Origin of the sequence: Cryobacterium sp. Hh38 (assembly GCF_004403235.1) — a bacterium.
In the GTDB taxonomy this organism is placed as follows: domain Bacteria; phylum Actinomycetota; class Actinomycetes; order Actinomycetales; family Microbacteriaceae; genus Cryobacterium; species Cryobacterium levicorallinum.
Genome location: NZ_SOHD01000046.1, coordinates 146,545 through 169,082, shown reverse-complemented (window position 1 = coordinate 169,082; position 22,538 = coordinate 146,545). Strand labels below are relative to the sequence as shown.

Genomic DNA, 22,538 nt, shown 5'->3' with positions numbered 1-22,538 from the left:
TACGGTGGGCCCGGGGAGCGGATGCCGATTCCGCGCGGTCGCGCGGCCCGGCTGCGCGCAGAGCACAAAAAAACGAGCCCGCGGCCTCCGGGAATACCGGACGGCCGTAGGCTCGCGTTCTGTAGCGGTGCCGGCTTTGCTAGGAAGCGCGACGGGCGCGTGCGGCGCGACGCTTGAGCGCACGCCGCTCGTCCTCGCTCAGGCCGCCCCAGACCCCAGAGTCCTGACCGGTCTCGAGTGCGTACTGGAGGCAGACCTCCGTGACGTTGCAGCGAGCGCACACCGATTTTGCCTTCTCGATCTGGTCCACAGCGGGTCCAGTGTTACCGACCGGGAAGAAAAGTTCCGGGTCAGCGGTGAGGCAGGCAGCTTTATCGCGCCAGTCCATAGGGATGCTCCTTTTATTACATGGGTGCACGGCCGATTGGCCAGAGTTGCAGGGTGATGGCCGGTTGCAGGAAAGTGGGATCTGCGCGATAACCGCGTTGAAACAGCTCACGTCCCTGTGAGCGTCAACCGGGCCTCAAATATCGTCCCATAATAGAGGTATCAAATCAATAGTTTTGTATGGCTTTTCGCTGTGAACAGCGACTCTGGTGCGCGGCGCCCAGCTCGGATCGACCTCCGGGCGCTTCGTCGTGCCCCCCTTCTGGGTGTGCTCGTAGGGCTCGTAGCTCTGGAGGCGCTCGCACTGTGGGCGCTCACGGCCTGGTGGGTGCTCGAACTGCTCATCGATACACCGACCTCGATGGGTGGCGCGCTTGCCCTGCTGGCACTGACGGCCGTCGCGGCCGTGTGGGTGAGCGCAATCACGGTCGGCGCCCTGCGCGGGCGTCCGTGGATTCGCGGAGCCGCGGTCACCTGGCAGCTCGTACAGATCATGATCGCCGTCGGTTGCTTCCAGGGCATCTACGCCCGCCCCGACGTCGGCTGGGCGCTGCTCGCCCCCTCGATCGTGGTGCTCGTGCTGGTCTTCACTCCGAAGGTCGTCGCCGCGACCAGTCACGAACCGAAGCCGGACGCCGACTGACCACGGCCGCATGACCGCTAGACGGTCAGGCGTCGATGCCGAGCTTCTTGCGCAGGCTGGCGACGTGGCCGGTGGCCTTGACGTTGTACAGGGCGTGGGTGATGACGCCGGCTTCGTCCAGCACGAACGTCGACCGCAGCACGCCGGTCACGATCTTGCCGTAGAGGTTCTTCTCGCCCCAGGCGCCGTAGGCGCGGTGCACGTCGAGTGCGCTGTCGCTCAGCAGCGGAAAGTTAACCGCATCATGCTGCTGGAACGTCTTGAGCTTGGCCGGGGCATCCTTCGACAGGCCGAGCACCTGGTAGCCCGCGGACTTGAGCGACCCGAGGTTGTCGCGAAAGTCACAGGCCTGGGTCGTGCAGCCGGGGGTCATCGCCGCCGGGTAGAAATACACGACCACCTTGCTGCCCGCGAAACGGCTAAGCGAAACGGATGCCCCATCCTGGTCGGTCAGGGTGAACTGGGGGGCCGTATCGCCGACTGCAAGGCGCGCTGAATCCGTCATGGTTCCATCGTATCGAGAGCAGACTCAGCGGGCGGGCGCAAACGTGGCGAGCAGCCGTTGCAGCGAGTCGAGGCGCACCTGGCCGGTGTCGCCGAGCTCGCCGGCCTCAACCGCGTCGATGATCGCGCAGTCCGGCGAATCGGGCAGGTGAGTGCAGCCGCGTGGGCAGCGCTCCGCGATCGTCGCGAGGTCGGTGAAGGCCTTGAGAATATTGTCGGTGTTGATGTGACCGAGGCCGAAGGAGCGAACGCCGGGGGTGTCGATAACCCACCCGCGGCCGGCATCCGTTTCGAGGCGCAGTGACACCGTCGACGACGAGGTGTGGCGCCCGCGCCCGGTGACGGTGTTGACGACGCCGATGGCCCGGTTGGTGCCGGGGACGAGCGCATTCACGAGCGTGGACTTGCCGACGCCGGAGTGCCCGACGAAGACCGTGTCGTGGCCGACCAGCGCCGCAGAGATCTCCTCGATCGGCATCCCGCCCTCCCCGCTTTGAAACACGGGCAGGTCGAGGCCGGCGAAGTTGGCCAGGAACGCGGCGGGGTCGGCGAGGTCGGTCTTGGTGATGCAGAGAATAGGTTTCACGCCGGCGTCATAGGCCGCGACCAAATAGCGATCCACCAAGCGGATGCGCGGCTCCGGGTTGGCCGCGGCGACCACGATCAGCATCTGGTCGGCGTTGGCCACGATCACCCGCTCGACGGCGTCGGTGTCGTCGGCGCTCCTCCGCAGCAGGGTGTCGCGCGGCACGATGCGCACGATGCGGGCCAGGCTGCCCTCGGCTCCGGTGGTGTCGCCGACGATGTCGACCCGGTCGCCGTTGACGACGGCCTTTTTGCGCAGCTCGCTGGCCCGCGCGGTTGTGATTCGACGCTCGGTGGGCAGATTCTCGTCGAGCATGACGGTGTAGCGACCGCGATCTACCGAGAGGATGCGCCCGGTCAGCGCATCCTGATGGCTCGGCCTGGTCTTGGAGCGCGGTTTACTGCCCTTGCGGCCGGGGCGCACCCGCACGCTCGACTCGTCGAACTCCGGTTCGTCGTCGGCGGCGGAGGCCCACCAGGTGTCGCCGGGATCGCCGGCCAGGTCCTCGGCAAGACCCTCAGAACCGTCAGCGGGCGGCGCCACGGGCATCTACAGCGCCGCTTCGGAGATCATCGCGTGCCACAGCTCGGGAAACTGGGGGAGCGTCTTCGCGGTCGTACCGATGTTCTCGACCTCGACGCCGGGCACGGCGAGGCCGATCAGCGCACCGGCCGTGGCCATGCGGTGGTCGTCGTAGCTGAGCCACTGGCCGCCGTGCAGGGGCGCCGGTTCGATCCGGAGGCCGTCGGGCAGCTCGGTGACCTTGCCGCCCAGCCGATTGATCTCGGTCGCCAGTGCGGCGAGACGGTCGGTCTCGTGGTGGCGAATGTGCCCGATGCCGGTGATCGTGCTCGGCGTCGAGGCCAAGGCGGCCAGAGCGACGAGGGTGCAGGCGAGTTCCCCGCCAGCGGAGAGATCCAGGTCGACGCCGACGATGTGCTCGCCCCCGGTGACGGTGAGCCGGTCACCGGCGCGCGTGACGACGGCGCCGAACAACGGCAGCAGCTGGGCGAGGTCGGCCCCGACCTGCGTCGTCGTCTCCGGCCAGCCGGTGATGGTGACACTGCCGCCGGCCACGAGCGCGGCGCACAGAAACGGTGCCGCGTTTGATAAATCGGGTTCGATGTCGACCGTGCGACCGGCGAGCAGGCCGGGTGCGACGATCCACTCGCCGACGTTCGGCGTAGACACGTCGACGCCGCGCGCGCGCAGCACCTCGATGGTCATCTCGATGTGTGGCAGGCTCGGCAGCCGTTCGCCGGAGTGGGTGAGGTGCAGCCCGTGCTCGAAGCGTGCGCCGGCCAGCAGCAACCCCGACACGAACTGGCTTGAGCTGCCGGCGTCGATGGTGACCGCTCCGCCGGTGACCGCTCCGCGGCCGTGCACGGTGAAGGGCAGGGTGTGCTTGCCATCGTCGTTGATATCGCCGCCGAGGTCGCGCAGAGCGCCGATGATGGGACCCATCGGGCGGCGTCGCGCGCCGGAATCGCCGTCGAACGTGGTCGGGCCGAGCGCGAGGGCTGCGAGCGGGGGCAGAAAACGCATGACCGTGCCGGCCAGGCCGCAATCGATCGTGGTGGAGCCAAGCAATTCCTCGGGCGGGGTCACCAGCAGGTCCGTTCCGAACGCCCCGTCGCCCGCAACGGCCTCGATCGTGGCGCCGAGCTGCCGCAGGGCATCGACCATGAGATCGCTGTCGCGCGAGTGCAGCGGCGCGCGCAGCAGAGACGGTTCACTGGCGAGAGCGGATGCGACGAGCTCCCGGTTGGTCAGGGATTTCGAGCCCGGCAGAGCCAGCACCGCCTGCAATGGCGCGCCAATGCTCGGCGCCGGCCACCAGACATCCACTTCGGTCGGTGAATTGTCGCCGTACGGATCAAACTCCGGCTTGGAATATCTCGAGATCAACATCGGTTATCAGAATAGTCGGTGATAACAATCTGAGGGAGGCCCGTGACGGTGTCAATGCTGTTAGAACGACCCCTGGCTGTGGGGAACGGCCTAGAATTGCCTGTGATGACTTCAGACACGCCCGTCAATTCGGAATCTATTCCGGTTGACGACACAGAACTGGTTGCACCGACCAAGGCCGAGCTGCGCGAGCAGACCCGCGGACTGTTCGAAGAACAGGCCCTGCCGTTCCTCGACCAGTTGTACGCTGCCGCCATGCGCATGACCCGCAACCCGTCCGATGCCCAGGACCTCGTGCAGGAGACCTTTGTCAAGGCCTTCGCCGCGTTCGCGCAGTACGAGCAGGGCACCAACCTCAAGGCCTGGCTCTACCGCATCCTCACCAACACCTTCATCAACCAGTACCGCAAGAAGCAGCGTGAGCCCTATCAGGGCACCATCGATGAGCTCGAAGACTGGCAGCTGGGCGGCGCCGAGTCGACGACCGCCATGTCAGGACGGTCGGCCGAGGCCGAGGCCATCGACCATCTGCCGGACAGCGCCGTTAAAGAAGCCCTGCAGTCCATTCCCGAAGACTTCCGACTCGCCGTGTACTTCGCCGACGTCGAAGGCTTCTCCTACCAGGAGATCGCCGAAATCATGAAAACACCCATTGGCACCGTGATGAGCCGCCTGCACCGTGGCCGGCGACTCCTTCGTGAGCTCTTGGCCGGTTACGCGGCCGAGCGCGGACTAGGCCAGGGACAGAAAACATCCGGGAGCGCAAGCAAATGACCGATTGTGGTTGCGAGAAGGCCAAGGCCGAACTCGAAGAATACCTGCACAACGAACTCCGCAAAGACGATGCGGCCGACATTCAGGAGCACCTCGCGACCTGCACCGACTGCAGCGCCGAACACCTGATCGGACGCACCATGACCGAGGTGATGCAGCGCGCCTGCAAGGAAACCGCGCCCGAAGTTCTGCGCGACCAGGTCCTGCTCAAGCTGCGCGCCCTCCAGGCCTCGCACTAGCTGAGCGCGCACGTTCAATCGCCTGTCGCTGTTCGCTGGCAGGCAAACGGATGCCACCGCGCTCGCACGCGGGCCGGCCACGCCGCAGCCTCGTGGCACTCGTCATGGATCGTGGCACTCTAGCGCGGGGTGCCACGAGCGGTACCAGGGCCGCGAGCGGCGGCGTGACCGCGCGCATCCGCTGAGGGCACGTGTTCGTTGCACCCGCCCCGGTTGCAACCGGCCAGGCACGGGCCGCCAGGCCGCGCCCGCCGCCGCGCAGGAACACCAATGGAGGGTGACCCCGGGGTCACCCTCCATTTTCATGTGCGGTTACAGCGTGAGCGCCTCGCGCTGCAGCTTGGCCTGCTCGACCGCGTGGCGCTTGGCTGAACCTGCCGCCGGCGAGGCCGACGCGGGACGGGAGAACAGCCGGATGGCTCGCGGGCCGAGCTTGTTGGTCTCCAGGTAGAAGAACGGCCAGGCTCCCTGGTTCTCCGGTTCGTCCTGCACCCAGGCCAGTTCGGCGTTCGGATACTGGGCGGCGACGTTCTTTAGCTCAACGGCGGGCAGCGGGTAGAACTGCTCGACGCGCACGAGAGCAATCTCGGGGTTCGGGTTCTTCTCGAGTTCGTTCAGCAGGTCGTAGTAGATCTTTCCGGCCATGAACAGAACGCGCTTGACGGCGTTCTTGTCGTTCACGCGTGCATCGTCGATGACCGCTTCGAACTTGCCGCTGGTCAATTCAGACACGGCGCTCGTCGCTCCGCGCAGGCGCAGCATCGACTTGGGCGTGAACACGATCAGCGGACGGCGCGGACGCATGTAGGCCTGGCGACGCAGCAGGTGAAAGTACGACGCGGGCGTCGACGGGCGCGCCACGGTCATGTTTTCCTCGGCACACAGCTGCAGGAATCGCTCGATGCGGGCTGAGGAGTGGTCAGGGCCCTGACCCTCGTAGCCGTGCGGCAGCAGCAGCACAACGGATGACCGCTGGCCCCACTTCTGCTCGGCGGAGGACACAAACTGGTCGATGATGGTCTGCGCACCGTTGGCGAAGTCACCGAACTGGGCTTCCCAGAGCACGAGCGCGTCGGCGCGTTCCACCGAATAGCCGTACTCGAAGCCCATGGCGGCGTATTCGCTCAGCAATGAGTCGTAGATCCAGAATCGGGCCTGGTTGTCCTTGAGGTTGGCCAGTGGCAGCCATTCCTGGCCATTCACCCGGTCGTGCAGCACCGCGTGACGCTGCACGAACGTGCCGCGGCGGGCATCCTGTCCGGCAAAACGCACCGGGGTGCCCTCGACCAGCAGCGAGCCGAGCGCGAGCAGTTCGCCGAAGCTCCAGTCGATATTGCCGTTGCGGCTCATGTCGAGGCGCTTCTGCAACAGTTGCTGCAGCTTGTTGTGCACGGTGAAACCGGCCGGCTTGTTATTGAATGCATCACCGATGAGCTGGATGACGCTCTCCGGGACACCGGTGGTCTCGGGCTCACCTGCGGCGTCTTCACGGGCCTGAGCTTCAGCCTCGGCCTTGGCCGTGGCGGCCATTTCCGGCGTGATGACCGGGATTGACGCGGTCTGGGCAGCGTGGGTCTCGAGGAAGGCGCGCTCGAGGCGATCCTGGAAGTCGCGGTGGGCGGCTTCGTATTCTTCCTCGGTGATGTCACCACGGCCGACGAGCGCCTCGGTGTACAGCTTGCGCACGCTGCGCTTGGCCTCGACCAGGTTGTACATCAGCGGCTGCGTCATCGAGGGGTCGTCGCCCTCGTTGTGGCCCCGACGGCGGTAGCAGATGAGGTCAACGACGACATCCTTCTTGAATTCCTGGCGGTAGGCGAAGGCTAGTTCGCCGGCGCGTACCACGGCCTCCGGGTCATCCCCGTTGACGTGGAAGATCGGCGCCTGGATGGTCTTGGCGACGTCGGTGGCGTAAACGCTGGTGCGGGCATCCTGCGGCAGGGTGGTGAACCCGAGCTGGTTGTTGACCACGATGTGTACGGTTCCGCCGGTGCGGTAGCCGCGCAGCTGGGACATCTGCAGGGTTTCGAGTACGACGCCCTGGCCGGCCATCGCGGCGTCGCCGTGGATGAGGATCGGCAGGGTGGAGAAGGTGCCGATCGGCTTGCGGTCCTGCTTGGCGCGCACGATGCCCTCGAGCACGCCGTCGCCGGCCTCGAGGTGCGAGGGGTTCGCTGCCAGCGACACCGGAATCTCGGCGCCGTCTTCACCGCGGAACATGCCCGTGGTACCGAGGTGGTACTTCACGTCGCCGGAGCCGTGTACGGTGCGTGGGTCCTGCGTGCCCTCGAACTCGCGGAAGATCTCGCCGTAGGTCTTGCCGGCGATGTTGGTGAGAACGTTCAAGCGGCCACGGTGGGCCATCCCGATCGCGACCTCGTCGAGACCCTGCTCGGCGGCGCCCTGCAAAATGGTGTCCAGTAGCGGAATGGTGCACTCGCCGCCCTCGAGGCTGAAGCGCTTCTGACCGACGTACTTGGTCTGCAGAAACGTTTCGAAGGCTTCGGCCTCGTTGAGCTTGGCCAGAATACGCATCTGCTCGTGGTGGGTGGGCTTGACGTACGACTTCTCGATTTTCTCCTGCACCCACTTGCGCTGGGCCGGGTCCTGAATGTGCATGTACTCGATGCCGGTGGTGCGGCAGTACGAGTCACGCAGCACACCGAGAATGTCGCGCAGCAGCATCTGGCGCTTCGCTCCGAAACCGCCGGTCACGAAGGACCGGTCGAGGTCCCAGAAGGTGAGCCCGTGGGTGGCGATGTCGAGGTCGGGGTGGCTGCGCTGTGAGTACTCGAGCGGGTCGATGTCGGCCATCAGGTGGCCGCGCACGCGGAACGAGTTGATCAGTTCCTGCACCCGCGCGGTCTTGTCGACGGCGCTCGCGAGGTCGACGCTGATGTCCGGGGCCCAGTGGATCGGGTCGTACGGGATGCGCAGGGCGGAGAAGATCTCTTCGTAGAAGTTGTGCTGGCCGATCAAAAGCTCGTGCACGATTTTGAGGAACTCGCCCGACCCTGCACCCTGGATAACGCGGTGGTCGTAGGTGCTGGTGAGGGTGATGGTCTTTGAGATGGCCAGGCCGGTGAGCGTCTTGACGCTCGAGCCCTGGAATTCGGCCGGGTAGTCGAGGGCGCCGGCGCCGATGATACAGCCCTGGCCCTTCATCAGGCGGGGCACCGAGTGCACGGTGCCGATGCCGCCCGGATTGGTCAGCGACAGGGTCGCTCCGGCGAAGTCGTCGGCCGTGAGCTTGTTTTGGCGGGCGCGAGTGACGAGGTCTTCGTAGGCGGCGAGGTATTCGCCGAAGGTCATCGTGTCGGCACGCTTGATCGCCGGAACCAGCAGGGCGCGGGTGCCGTCGGGCTTGGGCATGTCGATGGCCAGGCCCATGCCGACGTGGGCGGGAGCGACCACGGAGGGCTTGCCGTCGACCTCGTCGTAGTAGACGTTCTGGCTCGGGAACATCTTGAGCGCGCGAATCAGCGCCCAGCCGATCAGGTGGGTGAAACTGACCTTGCCGCCGCGTGCCCGCTTCATGTGGTTGTTCATGACGATGCGGTTGTCGATGAGCAGCTTGGCCGGGATGGTGCGCACGCTGGTCGCGGTCGGCACGGTCAGGCTCGTAACCATGTTGGTCGCGAGTGACTTCGCCATACCGCGCAGCGGAACGACCTTGTCCTGCTTGACCGGCGCTGACTCGTCGGTGACGACGGTCTGCGGGCTGGTGACGGGAGCGTCGGCGGGAACCGGGGCCGGCTTCGGCGCGCTCGAGGTGGTGCGGGCCGTCGGCTGGTTCTCAGCCACCTGAGCTGGCGCTGCCGGTACGGCCGGGACGGCGGCGGGTGCGGCTGCGGCGGGTGCGGCCGGCGCCGGTGAAACGGATGCTGCTGGCGCTGCTGCGGGGGCAGCATCCGCTGGAATGGGAGTGTTCGCGGTCTGATTGTAGCTCTCCAACACCGGCCACCACGACTCATCAACCAAGTTCTTGTCGATCAGGAATCGCTCATACAATTCGTCAACGAGCCACTCGTTTGCTCCGAATTCGCCTGACGTTGTCTCGTCAGAAGCTCCACCGGTTACCTGGCTTGACACCGTGGGATCGCCCACTCTCTGCTTTGAATTTGGATGCCCTCGGCAAGGTCCGTTGCCGGGTCATTCTGCGCTTTCATTGAGCCTGTCGCTGACGATCGTGACCGCCAGGTCAGTCTTACTGTCCAGCCTAATCCCATCCCACGCGACCACTAACACCCTGTCGAACGGCTAGCGTTCTTGGTATGCAGTTCTATGGAACGACGCCCAGCCATGATTTGACTTACTCCGACGTGTTTTTGGTGCCCGGACAATCGGCTGTCACTAGCCGGTTGGATGTCTCCCTGGCACCGAATGACGGTACGGATGCGACGATTCCGATCGTGTCGGCGAATATGAACTCGGTCACCGGGCCACGCCTGGCTGCCTCGCTGGCCCGCCGCGGAGGGCTCGGAGTGCTGCCGCAGGACATGCCGTTGCAGGACCTCGATGCCGCTATCCGCTGGGTCAAAGCCCAATCGGTTCGTTTCGACACGCCGTTCACCTTTGCCCCGGACGATACCGTCGAGATGGCGTTGCGGCAGGTTCCGGCCTCGCCCGGCCAGGGAATCGTCATCCACTCCACCAGCGGAGACTACCTGGGCTGCATCGTCGCCAGCCGGCTGGCGACCGCGCTACCCGATGCGCGCCTCGGCGATCTGCTGCACGGTGAACTCGCCGCGCTCGACGCCGACGACGTCGAGGGGCCGCGCCGCGCCTTCGACCTGATGACGGAGGCTGACATCGATTTCGCGCCGGTGCTGCACCACGGCACCGTCGTCGGAACGCTCAGCCGCAAGAGCGCCCTGCGCTCCACCCTGTACCAGCCGACACTGGACGCCCGCGGTCGGCTCAAGGTCGCTGCCGCGATCGGCATCAACGGCGACGTCGCCGCCAAGGCCCGCGCCCTCGCCGCCGCCGGCGTCGACATTCTGGTGATCGACACCGCGCACGGCCACCAAGACGGCATGCTGCGTGCCCTCGGCATCGTCGCCGATCTGAACCTCGGGCTGCCGATCGTGGCCGGTAACGTCGTCACCAAGGACGCCGTGCGCGACCTGGTCGGTGCCGGCGCCACGATCGTCAAGGTGGGAGTCGGTCCGGGCGCCATGTGCACCACCCGCATGATGACCGCCGTCGGTCGGCCCCAGTTCTCGGCCGTGCTCGAAACTGCCACCGCGGCCCGTGAGCTCGGCGCGCACGTCTGGGCCGACGGGGGAGTGCGCTACCCGCGGGACGTGGCCCTCGCGCTGGCCGCTGGGGCGGCATCCGTCATGATTGGTTCCTGGTTTGCCGGCACGACCGAGGCGCCAGGAACGCTGAATACGGATGCCCGCGGCGCGCTGTACAAGGAAAGCTGGGGAATGGCCTCGACCAAGGCCGTTCAGGCGCGCTTCGAGCGCCTCGACGCCTACGACCTCGCCCGCAAGACCCTGTTCGCCGAGGGGATCTCGAGCTCGAAGATCTACCTCGACCCGCTGCGGCCGTCGATCGAGGACCTGCTCGACATGATCACCTCTGGCGTGCGCTCGTCGTTCACCTACGCCGGCGCCACCACCGTCGCCGACTTTCACGAGAAAGCGCTCGTGGGCATTCAGTCGGCGGCCGGGTACGAAGAGGGCAAGGCTCTGCCGGTCTCCTGGTAGATGTGGGCGGGCGCTGCCGGACGGTTCTCGTGCTGCGCTGGTGGGTGTGGTCGGGCGCGCAGGCAGGTGCGCCCGGTATACTCGGAGAAATAATGGATGACCCTCCCACCGCTGAACCCTCGCCTGACAAACCCTCGCCCGTGACTGCCGGCGGTGAAATCCTTGTCTGAGCTGATCATGCTCGGGTTCGGCCTCATCCTCACGGTGGGAACGGGCATCTTCGTCGCCAGTGAGTTCGCCCTGGTGAATCTCGATCGCGCCGACCTTGAAGTGCGCCGCGATCGCGGGGAAACCCGTCTCGCCATGACCATCGCGGCGCTGAAAATCACCTCGACCCACCTGTCGAGTGCGCAACTGGGCATCACCCTGACCACGCTGCTGACCGGGTACACGATCGAACCGGCCCTCTCGTCCCTGCTGCGCAGCCCGCTCACCGCGGCCGGGCTGCCGGTTGACCTGGTTCCCGTCTTCGGCACCACGATCGCCATCGTCTCGGCGACCCTCGTGTCGATGGTCATCGGCGAACTGGTCCCGAAGAATTTTGCGCTTGCGTTGCCGATTCCGACCGCTCGGCTGGTCATTCCGTTTCAGACCGTGTTCACCGCCGTGTTCAAACCGGCCGTGCTCGTGCTCAACAACAGCGCCAACGGCCTGTTGCGCGCGTTCGGCATCGAACCCAAGGAGGAGCTCTCGGGTGCCCGCACCGCTGAAGAGCTCTCCTCGCTCGTACGCCGCTCGGCCAGCGCCGGGCTGCTCGAGAAGGACACCGCGACCCTGCTGCGCCGCACGTTGATGTTCTCCGGACACATCGCCTCCGATGTCATGACTCCGCGCCCGCGGGTCGCGAGTATCCACCGCACCGATTCGGCGCAGGACATCATCGACCTCGCGCGTTCCACCGGTTTTTCCCGGTTCCCGGTCGTCGACGAGAGCGTCGACGACGTCGCGGGTGTCGTGCACGTCAAGCAGGCGGTGGCCGTGCCGCGCAATCGGCGAGCGGATGTGCCGGTGTCGGCCCTGCAGACCGACCCGGTTCGCGTGCCCGAAACGATGAAACTCGACGACCTGCTCGGCGAGTTGCGCGGTCGTGGCTACCAGATGGCGATCGTCGTCGACGAATATGGTGGAACCGCCGGCGTCGTCACCCTGGAGGACCTGGTCGAGGAACTGGTCGGCGAGGTCGCCGACGAGCACGACCGAGCCAGGGCCGGCGTCGTGCGCTCGCCCGACTCGCTGACCTTTCCCGGAATGCTGCGACCGGATGAACTGCTCGATCGTACCGGTGTCGTCGTGCCGGAACAGGGCCCCTACGAGACCGTGGCCGGCTTTGTGATGAGCGAGCTGGGGCGGTTGCCGGTCACCGGCGACCGCGTACCGGTGCCGGGCGGATTCCTCACCGTTGAGCGCCTGGAAGGGCGTCGCATCGACCGGCTGCGTTTCACCCCGGAGGTGGCGCCGGAGCCGGCGGTTCCGCCCGGGCCCAAGACTGATCGAAAGAAGGTGAGCGACAAATGAGCGACTGGGCCGGACTTGCCTGGTTGGTCGTGCTGCTCGCCGCCAACGCCTTCTTCGTCGGAGCGGAATTCGCCGTCATCTCGGCGCGTCGTTCCCAGATTGAGCCGCTCGCCGAGGCCGGAAAACGCAGCGCCAAGACCGCGCTCTGGGCGATGGAACACGCAACGCTCATGCTCGCGACCTCGCAGCTGGGCATCACGGTCTGTTCGCTGCTCATTTTGAATGTCTCCGAACCGGCGATCCACCACCTGCTCGAGGTGCCGCTGGCCCTGACCGGCCTGCCGGAGGCTCTGATCGGCACGATCGCCTTCATCGTCGCACTGCTGCTGGTCTCGTACCTGCACGTGGTGTTCGGCGAGATGGTACCGAAAAACCTGTCTTTCTCGGTCCCCGACCAGGCCGTGTTGCTGCTTGCCCCGCCCCTCGTGTTCGTCGCCCGCGTCTTTCGTCCGGTGATCGTCACGCTCAACGCCTGCGCGAATGGTGTGCTGCGACTGTTTGGCGTGCAGCCGAAGAATGAGGCGACGAGCGCGTACACGCTCGACGAGGTCGCCACGATCGTCACGCAGTCCACCAAAGAGGGTGTGCTGAGCGACGGGACCGGCGCCCTGACCGCGGCTTTCGAGTTCACCAACCTTAAGGTGCGCGACGTGGCTGTTGGTCTGTCCAAGCTGGTCAGCCTGCCCGAGTCGGCCACTCCGGCCGACGTGGAGAAGGCCGTCACTCGCCACGGGTTCTCCCGGTATGTGCTGGCCGATGCCGAGGGCTATCTCACCGGATACGTGCACCTGAAGGACGTTCTCGACCTCGATATCGCATCGGCCGGGGAAGCAACTCTCGCGGAACCGGACAGCTACTCGGGGCGGATCCCGGCCAAGCGCATCCGTGCCCTGATTTCAATCTTTGAAGACACCGACCTCGAAGATGCCCTCGCCACCATGCGTCGCTCTGGCGCGCACCTCGCGCGCTCGTTCACCGCAGAAGGCGAAACCACCGGGGTGCTCTTTCTCGAGGACATCATCGAGGAGCTCGTCGGCGAAGTGCAAGACGCCACCCGCCGCGAGTAGCCCGCGCAGCTCGGGGATCTTGATCGCTCGCAAGCTCGCGCCTCGATCGGCGAGTGGCCCGAGCGTGCGGAGTACGCGAAGGACGGCCGTCACCCGCGTGATTCGCGTGGTGAGGGCCGTCTTCAGTGGATGCGTTACGCGACGCTCCGACGTCGGGCGGCGACGAGCGTGGCTCCGGCCAGAAGCAGCAGCAGGGCGGCGAAGCCGAGCGGCGCGGCGGTGAACCCGGTCGCCGCGAGCGCCGCGGTGACGGTCGTGGCGGCATCCGCTGCGGTGTAGGAGAGGTAGGTGACCGTCCCGGTTGCGCTGACCGTGAGGTAGGCGACGCGAGAGATGACCGAGCCGTCAGTGGCTGTGCCCGTCAGGGTCACGGTGTGCTGTCCGGCCGTCACTCCGGTCGGCAGAATCGCGCTGGCCGTGAACGCGCCAGTGGAGTCGATCGTTCCGCCGGCCAGCAGTACCGGGGTGGAGCGCAGAATGACGGTGTAGTCCGAGCCGACGGCCAGTCCGGCGCCGGACACGGTTACCGGGGCGCCGGCGACGACGTCGCCAACGGCCAGGCCAAGGTCGAGCGTGAGGGTCGGTGAGGTAGACGTAACCACATCAGCCGTGGCCCACTTCGCGTACACGGTCACGTCATCGGTCGGGGCGACCGAAAAATCAAACGCCGTTGTGAAGTCTGCCGTGGTGTACCAGCCATCGAAGTCTGCGTCCGTCGGCTCAGGATCGACGGCCAGCTCGCCCGCCACCAAGCGCTGCTCAGCAATCGGGTCGTGCCCGGTGACGTCAAACGACACGATCGGGTCAATCACAGTGGTGTAGCCCATCCATGTCGGCGTCGTAAACCCTCCGTCAACTCCGAACTTCGAAAGATAGTGCACCTTCAAGCCCTCAGCCGTACCCAGCGACGGCTCGAGGTCGTCGGCGCCGAGGACTGTCGTTGGCGCTGCGCCGGCGAAAGCCACTGACACGACGGGGGCCCCATAGAAGATATTCGCTTCGATGGTCTTCACGGACGCCGGAATGCTGATCGCCGTCAGCCTTGCGTTGTTTGCGAAAGCATACCCTCCAATGAACTGGAGCCCCTCGTGCAGGGTGACCGAGGTCAGGCCGTCGTTTGCGAATGCCGCGGCGCCGATGCTTTCCACTGACCCTGGAATGTCGAGTGGCGAAAGGAAACTGTTCGTGTGGAACGCGCTGCCGCCGATGGTCTTCACGGACGCCGGAATGCTAATCGATGTCAACAAGTTGGATTTAAAGGCCGAAGAGCCAAGGGTGGTCACGTTGTTGCCAATGGTGATTTCCGTGATGCTCTTATAGGCAAAGGCGCTGTTTCCGATGGCGGTGACCGTATAGGTCGTGCTCATATCTTCGACCGTGTCGGGAATCTCAACGATCCTCGACGCCGCATCAGTAAGGCTAACGGCGGTCGCCGTTCCGTCGCCAGCGCTCGTGTCATACGTGATGCCGTTTGCGGCGGTGAACGTCGTACACGAGGCCCACTTCGCGTACAGGGTAACATCCGTGGTCGGGGCGACCGAAAAATCAAACTTCGTCATCCTCTCTGCATCGCTGGTCCAGCAACCGACCTCGGTATCCGTCAAAGTAGGAGGCACGGCCAGCTCGCCCGCGATCAAGCGCTGCGAATCAATCGAGCCGCCGTGCTCGGTCAGGTCAAACGACACGATCGGGTCGATCACGGTGAGGTAGTCCGTCCACGCTCCCGACGTAAACCCTCCGTCAACTGCGAACTGCGACAGATAGTGCACCGTCACAGGCGTAACCACGACACCGTCATACCTAGAACCCCAACCCAGCGGCGGATAGGTGGCATTAGAGTCATCGAGTGTCGGCGCGAGGCCGGCGAAAGTCACCGATACGACTGCGCCCTCATAGAAGATGTCCTGACCAATGTTCTTCACTGACGCCGGAATGGTGATAGCCGTCATCAGGTTTCCACCGAGGGCATGACTGCTAATGCTAACGAGCCCCTCGGAGAGGGTGATAGAGCTCAGGTTCTTCCCATAAAATGCGTACTCATCAATGGCGGTGACCGGGAAGCTCGTGCTGTCCTTTAGGACCGTGGCAGGAATCACAACGGTCGTGTCCGACCCGGTATAGCCAATGGCGGTAATCGTTCCGTCACCAGCGCTCGGTCCGTAGACAATGCCGTTCGCGGCGGTGAAGCCTGCCGTCGTGGCCTGTGCCGGTCCGGCGATCAGTGCGATCGAGCTGGCCACGAGTAAACCGACGACGGATGCCGCTAGCATCCGTTTCGACGCCCCTCGCGAAAGGGAAAAACCTACAGACACTGCGACCTCCAGATAGATGAACGTGACGACTCGGCCACCGGCGGGCGTGGTCGTCAGAGGGTTCCGACACACGCCGAATTTTGAGCCTACTTCGAGCACCCCCCCCCATTTGCCCAGAGTGGGAGTGCTGGGATTTCGTTACGAACTACTGGGATGGGTGCTTCTGTTCCAGCAAAAGGGATCAGCGGATGGCCGCGCCCGATTCGGCTGGCCGCTACGCCCGTTACCGTAGCGAGCACCCAGATCGGGCGCGCTCGCGGCGGGTCGCAGCGCTCCGACCGCACAAGACGGCCGTCACCCGCATGATTCACGCGGTGACGGCCGACTTCAGTGGATGCGTTACGCGACGCTCCGACGTCGGGCCGCGACGAGCGCGGCTCCGGCCAGGAGCAGCAGCAGCGCGGCGAAGCCGAGCGGCGCGGCCGTGAATCCGGTTGCCGCGAGCGCTGCGGTGGCAGCATCCGCTGCGGTGTAGGAGAGATAAGTGACCGTCCCGGTCGCGCTGACCGTCAGGAAGGCAACGCGAGACAGGGAAGAGCCGTCAGTGGCCGTGCCCGTCAGGGTCACGGTGTGCTGTCCGGCCGACAGTCCGGTCGGCAGAACAGCGCTGGCTGTGAACGCTCCGGAGCTGTCGATCGTTCCGCCGGCCAGCAGTACCGGGGTGGAGCGCAAAATGACGGTGTAATCGGAGCCGGCTTTGAGCCCCGCGCCCGACACCGTCACCGGAGCACCGGCGACAACGTCGCCAACGGCCAGGCCGAGGTCAAGAGTCAGGGTCGGCGACGACGGCGCGACCGGCTCAACAACCGGCTCTCCAATAACCACCGCGGCCACGGGCCACTTCGCGTACACGGTCACATCGTCGGTCGGAGCGACCGAAAAATCAAACGGCGTCGTGAAGTCTGCCGTGGTGAACCAGCCATCGAAGCCTGCATCCGTAACAGTAGGAGCCGTGGCCAGCTCGCCTGCAACCAAGCGCTGCGCCGCAATCGCGTCGTGCCCGGTGACGTCAAACGACACGATCGGGTCAATCACGGTGTTGTAGCCCATCCAGGTCGGCGTCGTAAACCCATTGGCACGCCCTCCGTCAACTCCGAACGTCGACAGATAGTGCACCGTCAAGCCCGCAGCGTCGCCCAGCGACGGCTCGACGTGGCCCGAGTCCGGATTGATGGCGTCAGTGCTCCAGAGTGTCGGCGCTGCGCCGGCGAAAGTCACCGCTACGACGTGGCCGTGCCAGAAGAGGTTCGCGCCAATGGTCTGCACTGACGCCGGAATGGTGATTGCCGTCATCGGGTTTCCCCAGAAGGCGTATTGATCAATGCTTTCGAGCCCCTCATGCAGAGTGACCGACGTCAGGCCAGTGTCGCCGAAAGCTGCCTCGCCGATGTGTGTCACTGACGCTGGAATGTCCAGTGACGTTAGAATACCGCTTGAGCTGAACGCATCGTCTTCGATGGTCTGCACGGACGCCGGAATGATAATAGGCCCGGTCACGGAGTTCCTGCTGAAGGCCATCTGGCCAATGGTTTTCACGTTCTGGCCAATGATGACCCCGGTAAGGCCCCAATATTTAAAGGCCTCGGCCCCGATGGCAGTGACCGTGTACTCCGCGCCCGCTTCTGTGACCGTGTCGGGAATCTCAACGGTCAATGCCGACCCGTCATAGCCAATGGCGGTAATCGTTCCGTCGACGGCGCTGGCACCGTATCGGATGCCGTTTGCAGCGGTAAAGCCCGACGTCGCGGCCTGTGCCGGAGCGGCGATCAGCGCTATCGAGCTGGCGACCAGCAGGCCGACAACGGATGCCGCCAGCATCCGCTTCGACGCTCCTCGCGAAAGAGAAAAAGCTACAGACACTGAGACCTCCAAGTAGGGGACCGTGACGTCTCGGCCGCCGGTGGGCGTGGACGTCAGAGGGTTCCGGCATGCGCCGAATTTTGAGCCTACTTCGGGTGTTACCCACGTCTTCTCTCGGTGGACACTGTGATTGCCGGAAGAACTACTGGGTTTTCGATCCGCCCGTGCAAAGTCGACCGGTCGTGGTCTCCCGGGGTGCTCCAACCGACCGGGCGTGTCCGGAAGGCAGCCGCTCGCGGCATCCGTTGGTGTGATCGTGCTGAACCGAAACGACCTATCGTGGAGGCATGGTGAAACCGCGCGGCTGGCTCGAATGGGAGGCCGAACAGGCCCGCGACTGGATCGCGCGGCCCCAGGCCGGAGATGACAAATACTCCCGTGGTGTGCTCGGAGTGCGCACCGGTTCCAAGGACTACCCGGGCGCAGCGGTGCTCGGCGTCGACGCGGCCGTGCGCACCGGCGTCGGCATGGTGCGCTACCTCGGGCCGCGCCGCGCTCAGGACCTGGTCCTGCAGCGCCGCCCCGAGATCGTGACCCTGCCCGGGCGGGTACAGGCCTGGCTGCTCGGCTCCGGTATCAACGCCGCCACGAGAACGGATGCCGTCAGCGCTGCCCTCGACGAAGCGCTCGCCGAGGGCCTGCCCACCGTCATCGACGCCGGCGCCCTCGACCTGGTCTCGCACGCAATCGGACCGACAGTCATCACACCGCACGCCGGCGAACTGGCTGCGATGCTCGAGGGCGAGGCCAAGCCGGGCTCAGCCTCGCAGATCGCAGCGAATCCGGGGGAATGGGCCATTCGCGCCGCCCGGCTGTTTGACGTCACGGTGCTGCTCAAGGGAGCAGTCACCCACATTGCCTCACCGGCCGGCGCCCGCCTGACCGTGTCGACCGGACCGGCCTGGCTCGCGACGGCGGGGTCCGGCGACGTGCTCGGCGGCATCCTCGGGGCGCTGCTGGCGACCCACTCCGACCAGCTCGAAGCGGATGCCGCGTCCCTCGCCCCGCTCGCCGCCACTGCAGCGCTCATCCACGCCGAAGCGGCGAACTTCGCCTCCGCCGGCGGTCCGATCGCGGCCCTGGACGTGGCCGACGCCGTACCGCGGGCCGTCGCCGCGTTTCTGGACTATGGCATCGCGCCGGGGGCTCGTCCGGCGCGCTGACGCGCGCCTTTCCCCAGCGCCGAGCTCGCTCGGCGTGCTGACGTTTGCGCGGCGCGCAGTCGCGATGCCCTTCCGGCGCGCCAGAGCGGAACGCGGGCGAGAAACTCCCGGGTGAGCTGCGCGGGCGGTGTCCCTGGGCCGCCGCCTGTGCGAAGGTAAAGCGTGCGAATTCACGACGAGCCCCGCGGGGCAACCGGCGCGCGGCCTGCGCGGCCGGTGCTGCGGCATCCGCTCGCCGCGCTATGGTCGGCCTTCGTGCTCGTGCACCTGCTGCTGATCACTCTGGCTTTGTTCGGGCCGGGGTATCCGCTCGGCGATGTCGAAGTGGTGTATCGCGGATGGGCGGAGGGCGCCGCGGCCGGCAATATCGTCGGCGTCACCGAGAATTTCGTCTACCCGTTGCTCGCGCTCGTACCCGTCGTCGGCGCGCTCGCCCTCGGCGGCCCGGCCTATCTCGGCACCTGGTTTGGGCTAATCACCGTGCTCAACGCCGGGGCATTCTTCGTACTCCTGCGCACGCACCGACCCGCGGCGTGGTGGTGGCTGGCATTCCTGGCGTTGCTTGGCCCGATTGCGCTGCTGCGCATCGATGCGGTCACGGTGCCGCTCTGCATCATCGCCCTGCTGGGCCTGCGGCGCCTTCCGCTCTGGGGCACGGTGCTACTGACCATTGCGGCCTGGATCAAGATCTGGCCGGTGGCCGCCCTCGCCGCCCTGTTTGTGGCGTCCAAACTGCGCTGGCGGATGCTCGGGGTCGCCGCAGCCGTCACCGCGGCGGTCGTCGCCGCGGCCGGGGCGCTCAGCCTGGCTCGAGGCAGTGGCATCCACGTACTGAGTTTCGTGGGCGAGCAGGCGGGCCGGGGGATCCAGATTGAATCACCCATCGCTGTGCCGTGGCTGTGGCAGGCCGTGCTCAACGTGCCCGGCAGCTTCATCTACTACGACCAGCAGATCCTCACCTTTCAAGTGGCCGGCGCTGGCACCGCCGCCGCAAGCGCCGTGATGACTCCGTTGCTTGCGCTCGCCGCCGCCGCCGTGCTGCTGCTCGGAGTGCGGGCCCAGCGGCGGGGAGTCGGCTGGTTGGCGGTCTTTCCGCCGCTGACCCTCGCCCTGACCGTGACCCTCATCGCCGTCAATAAGGTGGGGTCGCCGCAGTTCATCAGTTGGCTGGCCGCACCGATCATTCTCGGGCTCGTGCTGAACGGGCGCGCCTGGCGCACGCCGGCGCTGCTCGCGCTCGCGCTCGCCGCCCTCACCCAGCTGGTCTACCCGTACCTGTACGACTGGCTGCTGGTGGCCCATCCCCTCATGATTCTGGTGCTGACCGTGCGCAACCTACTCGAATTCGTGCTGCTCGGCTGGGCGCTCTTCACGCTGCACCGGCTGGGCAGGTCAGGCCGGCCCGCCCGCGACCGTTTCACCACGAAACCACTCACCACCAAACCACTCATCTAGGGAGCCCACCATGCTTGTAGCATTCTCCGTCGCACCGTCCGTCGCCGCCGACTCGCAGGGGTCCGTGCACGATGCGGTTGCCGCCGCGGTGCGCATCGTCCGCGAATCCGGACTGCCGAATCACACCGACTCCATGTTCACCACCATCGAGGGCGACTGGGATGAAGTCTTCGCCGTGATCAAGGCGGCGACCGAGGCGGTGGGCGCCTTCGGGCCGCGTGTTTCCCTCGTGCTGAAGGCGGACATCCGCCCCGGCCACACCGGCGAACTGACCGGCAAGCTCGAGCGCCTGGAGACCGCCCTCTCCGAGTGAATCGTCCGCTCCAGCTGGCCTGGGTTTAGGCTTGTTGCATGCCCCTCACTCCTGACGGGTCGACGCAGCTGTCGTCGACCCGTATTCGTCTTGCCCTGCTCGCCCTGGCCCTGGGCGGATTCGGCATCGGCGCGACCGAATTCGTTGCCATGGGTCTGCTGCCGAACCTGGCCGCCGATCTGCTGCCCGGTCTCTATGCTGCGGCGCCGGATGCCGCCAACGCGCAGGTCGGCTGGCTGATCTCGGCTTATGCCCTCGGTGTTGTCGTTGGCGCGCCCACGATCGCGGCCGCTGCGGCCCGCTGGCCGCGCAAACAACTGCTCCTGGCCCTGCTGACCGCGTTCACGCTCGGCACGATCGCCTCGGCCCTGTTGCCGACCTTTGAGACCGTTCTCGTTGCCCGCTTTGTGGCCGGGCTGCCGCACGGCGCCTACTTCGGCATCGCCTCGCTCGTCGCCGCCCGCCTGATGGGCCCCGGCAAACGGGCTCGCGGTATCGCAATCGTGCTCTCCGGGCTGACCATCTCCAACGTCATCGGGGTGCCCACGATCACCTGGATCGGTCAGGTGAGCGGATGGCGAATCGCCTACCTCGTCGTCGCTGCGATCTTCGCGCTCACCTTCGTGGCCGTCGCTATGTTCGTGCCGTTCCAGGCTGGCAACCCCAAGGCCACCATGCGCGCCGAGCTGCGAGCATTCAGCCAATTGCAGGTCTGGATCACGCTCTCGATCGGTGCGATCGGCTTCGGCGGCCTGTTCGCGGTCTACACCTATGTCGCCCCGCTGGTGATCGAAATCACCGGGCTCACGGCCGCAACGGTACCGCTTATTCTGGTCGTCATCGGCCTCGGCATGACAGTCGGCAACTTCGCCGGGGGAGCGCTGGCCGACTGGAGCGTGCGCCGCACCATGTACATCTCGTTCGGCGTGCTCATCGCAGCGCTCGTCACACTCGGCCTGTCGGCGCAGTCGCTCGTCGGTTTGGTGATCGGCATGTTCTTTATCGGTGCAGCGGCATCCGCTCTCTCGCCGACCATTCAGGCCCGACTGATGGACGTCGCGCACGAAAGCCAGTCGCTCGCGGCAGCTCTCAACCATTCCTCGCTCAACGTCGGTAACGCCCTCGGCGCGGCCCTCGGTGGCGTGGCTATCGCCGCTGGGCTCGGCTACCTCGCCCCGGTCTGGATCGGCGTTGCCCTGAGCGCGCTCGGCGTGCTGCTGACCCTGCTCACCTTCATCATCGACCGTCGGCGCCGCTTGTGCGGCCAGCATGTGCCCTACGGCACGCAGCTGATCCCCGTCGTTCGCAAGGGCTAATGTCGGCGCGTGCCCGTCGGCATCCACTTAATCGAAGCCGCGTTAACGAACGAACCGGCCCGCATTACGAAAAATGGGGCCGGTTGGCAACACGAAGGTCAGTCCGTTTGCAGCAGGATGCCGTCGTGGATGGCACGTTTGCGCAGCGCGACCTTGGTACCCACGTCGTACCCGGCTAAGCGGTACTTCTCGCGAATGCGCTTCAGGTAGCTCTTGGCGGTCTCCTCGGAGATGCCGAGTTGGTAGGCGACGGCCTTCACCGGCTCACCGGCGCCGTAGAGCGCCATGACGCGGCGTTCCTGGGCGCTGAGGCGGGGACCTTCAACGTTCTCGGTCGAGTTGAGCGCGTAGTCGAGCTCAGCGGAGATGTAGGACTTGCCGTTGTAGGCAGCACGAATGGCATCGACAATCATGCTCGCTTCCTCGCTCTTCACGAGGTAGCCGAGGGCGCCGGCGGCGAGGGCTTCGCGCACGAGAGCCGGCTCGGAGTAGGTGCTCATGAGCACCGTCTTCACTCCGGTCGTCTTGAGCGTAGCAATCTTCAGGGACACCGGAATGTTGTCCTTGAGATCGAGGTCGAGCAGCACGACGTCCACCGGAAACTCGCGGTGGGTCAGCAACTCGGGCCAGGTCGTCACCGCCGCGACCATCTCGATGTCGTCAGCGGCGCTTCGAATCCACTCGGTGAGCGCCCCCAAGAGCATCCTGTGGTCGTCAACAAGGGCCAAGCGGATGGGACGGGGTGTCGTCGTCATATGTTGCCTCCTACTGAGTGCACC

General features: G+C 65.8%; 18 protein-coding genes. 10 read left to right on the top strand and 8 right to left on the bottom strand.

Going from position 1 to position 22,538, the window contains the following annotated elements:
- Positions 1–139: 139 nt before the first annotated feature.
- Positions 140–388 (bottom strand): WhiB family transcriptional regulator, encoded by a 249-nt coding sequence (locus tag E3T41_RS17090; protein ID WP_035837005.1) that lies wholly within the window; start codon positions 386–388, stop codon positions 140–142.
- Between the two features lie 192 nt (positions 389–580).
- On the opposite strand from E3T41_RS17090, the gene E3T41_RS17085 reads away from it, so the two are divergent.
- Entirely contained in the window at positions 581–1,030 is a 450-nt protein-coding gene (locus tag E3T41_RS17085) for a hypothetical protein (protein WP_241978890.1), read from the top strand.
- Between the two features lie 25 nt (positions 1,031–1,055).
- On the opposite strand, the gene bcp is transcribed toward E3T41_RS17085, so the two are convergent.
- From bcp to aroA, 3 genes are read right to left on the bottom strand one after another with little or no spacing between them, the layout of a single operon-like run.
- Positions 1,056–1,535 (bottom strand): thioredoxin-dependent thiol peroxidase, encoded by a 480-nt coding sequence (bcp, locus tag E3T41_RS17080; RefSeq protein WP_092451338.1) that lies wholly within the window; start codon positions 1,533–1,535, stop codon positions 1,056–1,058.
- A gap of 24 nt (positions 1,536–1,559) precedes the next feature.
- Positions 1,560–2,669: a ribosome small subunit-dependent GTPase A gene (gene rsgA / locus E3T41_RS17075; RefSeq protein ID WP_092451336.1), complete on the bottom strand. Its 1,110-nt coding sequence runs from the start codon at positions 2,667–2,669 to the stop codon at positions 1,560–1,562.
- Complete coding sequence (gene aroA / locus E3T41_RS17070; protein ID WP_134479456.1) at positions 2,670–4,031, bottom strand: 3-phosphoshikimate 1-carboxyvinyltransferase; 1,362 nt, start codon at positions 4,029–4,031, stop codon at positions 2,670–2,672. It lies immediately after the preceding gene.
- A gap of 105 nt (positions 4,032–4,136) precedes the next feature.
- Between aroA and E3T41_RS17065 the strand changes: the two genes are divergently transcribed.
- Positions 4,137–4,805 carry a sigma-70 family RNA polymerase sigma factor gene (locus tag E3T41_RS17065; protein ID WP_092451332.1) on the top strand — a complete coding sequence of 223 codons (669 nt, stop codon included), beginning with the start codon at positions 4,137–4,139 and terminating at the stop codon, positions 4,803–4,805.
- The gene (locus E3T41_RS17060; RefSeq protein WP_092451330.1) at positions 4,802–5,044 is read left to right on the top strand and encodes a zf-HC2 domain-containing protein; all 243 of its coding nucleotides are present in this window, start codon (positions 4,802–4,804) and stop codon (positions 5,042–5,044) included. The genes E3T41_RS17065 and E3T41_RS17060 overlap by 4 nt, the downstream gene beginning before the upstream one ends.
- A 312-nt stretch (positions 5,045–5,356) precedes the next feature.
- Here the strand turns inward: E3T41_RS17060 and E3T41_RS17055 are convergent, their stop codons facing one another.
- A complete protein-coding gene (locus E3T41_RS17055) occupies positions 5,357–9,136 on the bottom strand; it encodes a multifunctional oxoglutarate decarboxylase/oxoglutarate dehydrogenase thiamine pyrophosphate-binding subunit/dihydrolipoyllysine-residue succinyltransferase subunit (protein ID WP_092451387.1) in 3,780 nt (1,259 codons plus the stop codon).
- A 182-nt stretch (positions 9,137–9,318) separates the two neighbouring features.
- Between E3T41_RS17055 and E3T41_RS17050 the strand changes: the two genes are divergently transcribed.
- From E3T41_RS17050 to E3T41_RS17040, 3 genes are all read left to right on the top strand, one after another.
- The gene (locus E3T41_RS17050) at positions 9,319–10,758 is read left to right on the top strand and encodes a GuaB1 family IMP dehydrogenase-related protein (protein ID WP_092451328.1); all 1,440 of its coding nucleotides are present in this window, start codon (positions 9,319–9,321) and stop codon (positions 10,756–10,758) included.
- Between the two features lie 177 nt (positions 10,759–10,935).
- Positions 10,936–12,273: a hemolysin family protein gene (locus E3T41_RS17045; RefSeq protein ID WP_134479468.1), complete on the top strand. Its 1,338-nt coding sequence runs from the start codon at positions 10,936–10,938 to the stop codon at positions 12,271–12,273.
- On the top strand, positions 12,270–13,340 hold the full coding sequence (locus E3T41_RS17040; protein WP_092451326.1) for a hemolysin family protein: 1,071 nt from the start codon (positions 12,270–12,272) through the stop codon (positions 13,338–13,340). The genes E3T41_RS17045 and E3T41_RS17040 overlap by 4 nt, the downstream gene beginning before the upstream one ends.
- A 134-nt stretch (positions 13,341–13,474) precedes the next feature.
- Here E3T41_RS17040 and E3T41_RS17035 read toward each other — a convergent pair whose 3' ends face one another.
- A complete protein-coding gene (locus tag E3T41_RS17035; protein ID WP_134479455.1) occupies positions 13,475–15,610 on the bottom strand; it encodes a leucine-rich repeat protein in 2,136 nt (711 codons plus the stop codon).
- Positions 15,611–15,991: 381 nt separating this feature from the next.
- Positions 15,992–17,512 (bottom strand): leucine-rich repeat protein, encoded by a 1,521-nt coding sequence (locus E3T41_RS17030; protein ID WP_134479454.1) that lies wholly within the window; start codon positions 17,510–17,512, stop codon positions 15,992–15,994.
- Positions 17,513–17,799: 287 nt separating this feature from the next.
- On the opposite strand from E3T41_RS17030, the gene E3T41_RS17025 reads away from it, so the two are divergent.
- The 4 genes from E3T41_RS17025 (at position 17,800) to E3T41_RS17010 (ending at position 21,759) form a co-directional block, all read left to right on the top strand.
- Complete coding sequence (locus E3T41_RS17025; protein ID WP_104132784.1) at positions 17,800–18,675, top strand: ADP/ATP-dependent (S)-NAD(P)H-hydrate dehydratase; 876 nt, start codon at positions 17,800–17,802, stop codon at positions 18,673–18,675.
- A gap of 162 nt (positions 18,676–18,837) precedes the next feature.
- Positions 18,838–20,130 (top strand): hypothetical protein, encoded by a 1,293-nt coding sequence (locus E3T41_RS17020; RefSeq protein WP_233195371.1) that lies wholly within the window; start codon positions 18,838–18,840, stop codon positions 20,128–20,130.
- Positions 20,131–20,140: 10 nt separating this feature from the next.
- Complete coding sequence (locus tag E3T41_RS17015) at positions 20,141–20,443, top strand: thiamine-binding protein (protein ID WP_104132783.1); 303 nt, start codon at positions 20,141–20,143, stop codon at positions 20,441–20,443.
- 38 nt (positions 20,444–20,481) lie between these two features.
- A complete protein-coding gene (locus E3T41_RS17010) occupies positions 20,482–21,759 on the top strand; it encodes an MFS transporter (RefSeq protein WP_134479453.1) in 1,278 nt (425 codons plus the stop codon).
- Between the two features lie 98 nt (positions 21,760–21,857).
- On the opposite strand, the gene E3T41_RS17005 is transcribed toward E3T41_RS17010, so the two are convergent.
- Entirely contained in the window at positions 21,858–22,514 is a 657-nt protein-coding gene (locus E3T41_RS17005; RefSeq protein WP_092451312.1) for a response regulator transcription factor, read from the bottom strand.
- Between the last annotated feature and the right edge of the window lie 24 nt (positions 22,515–22,538).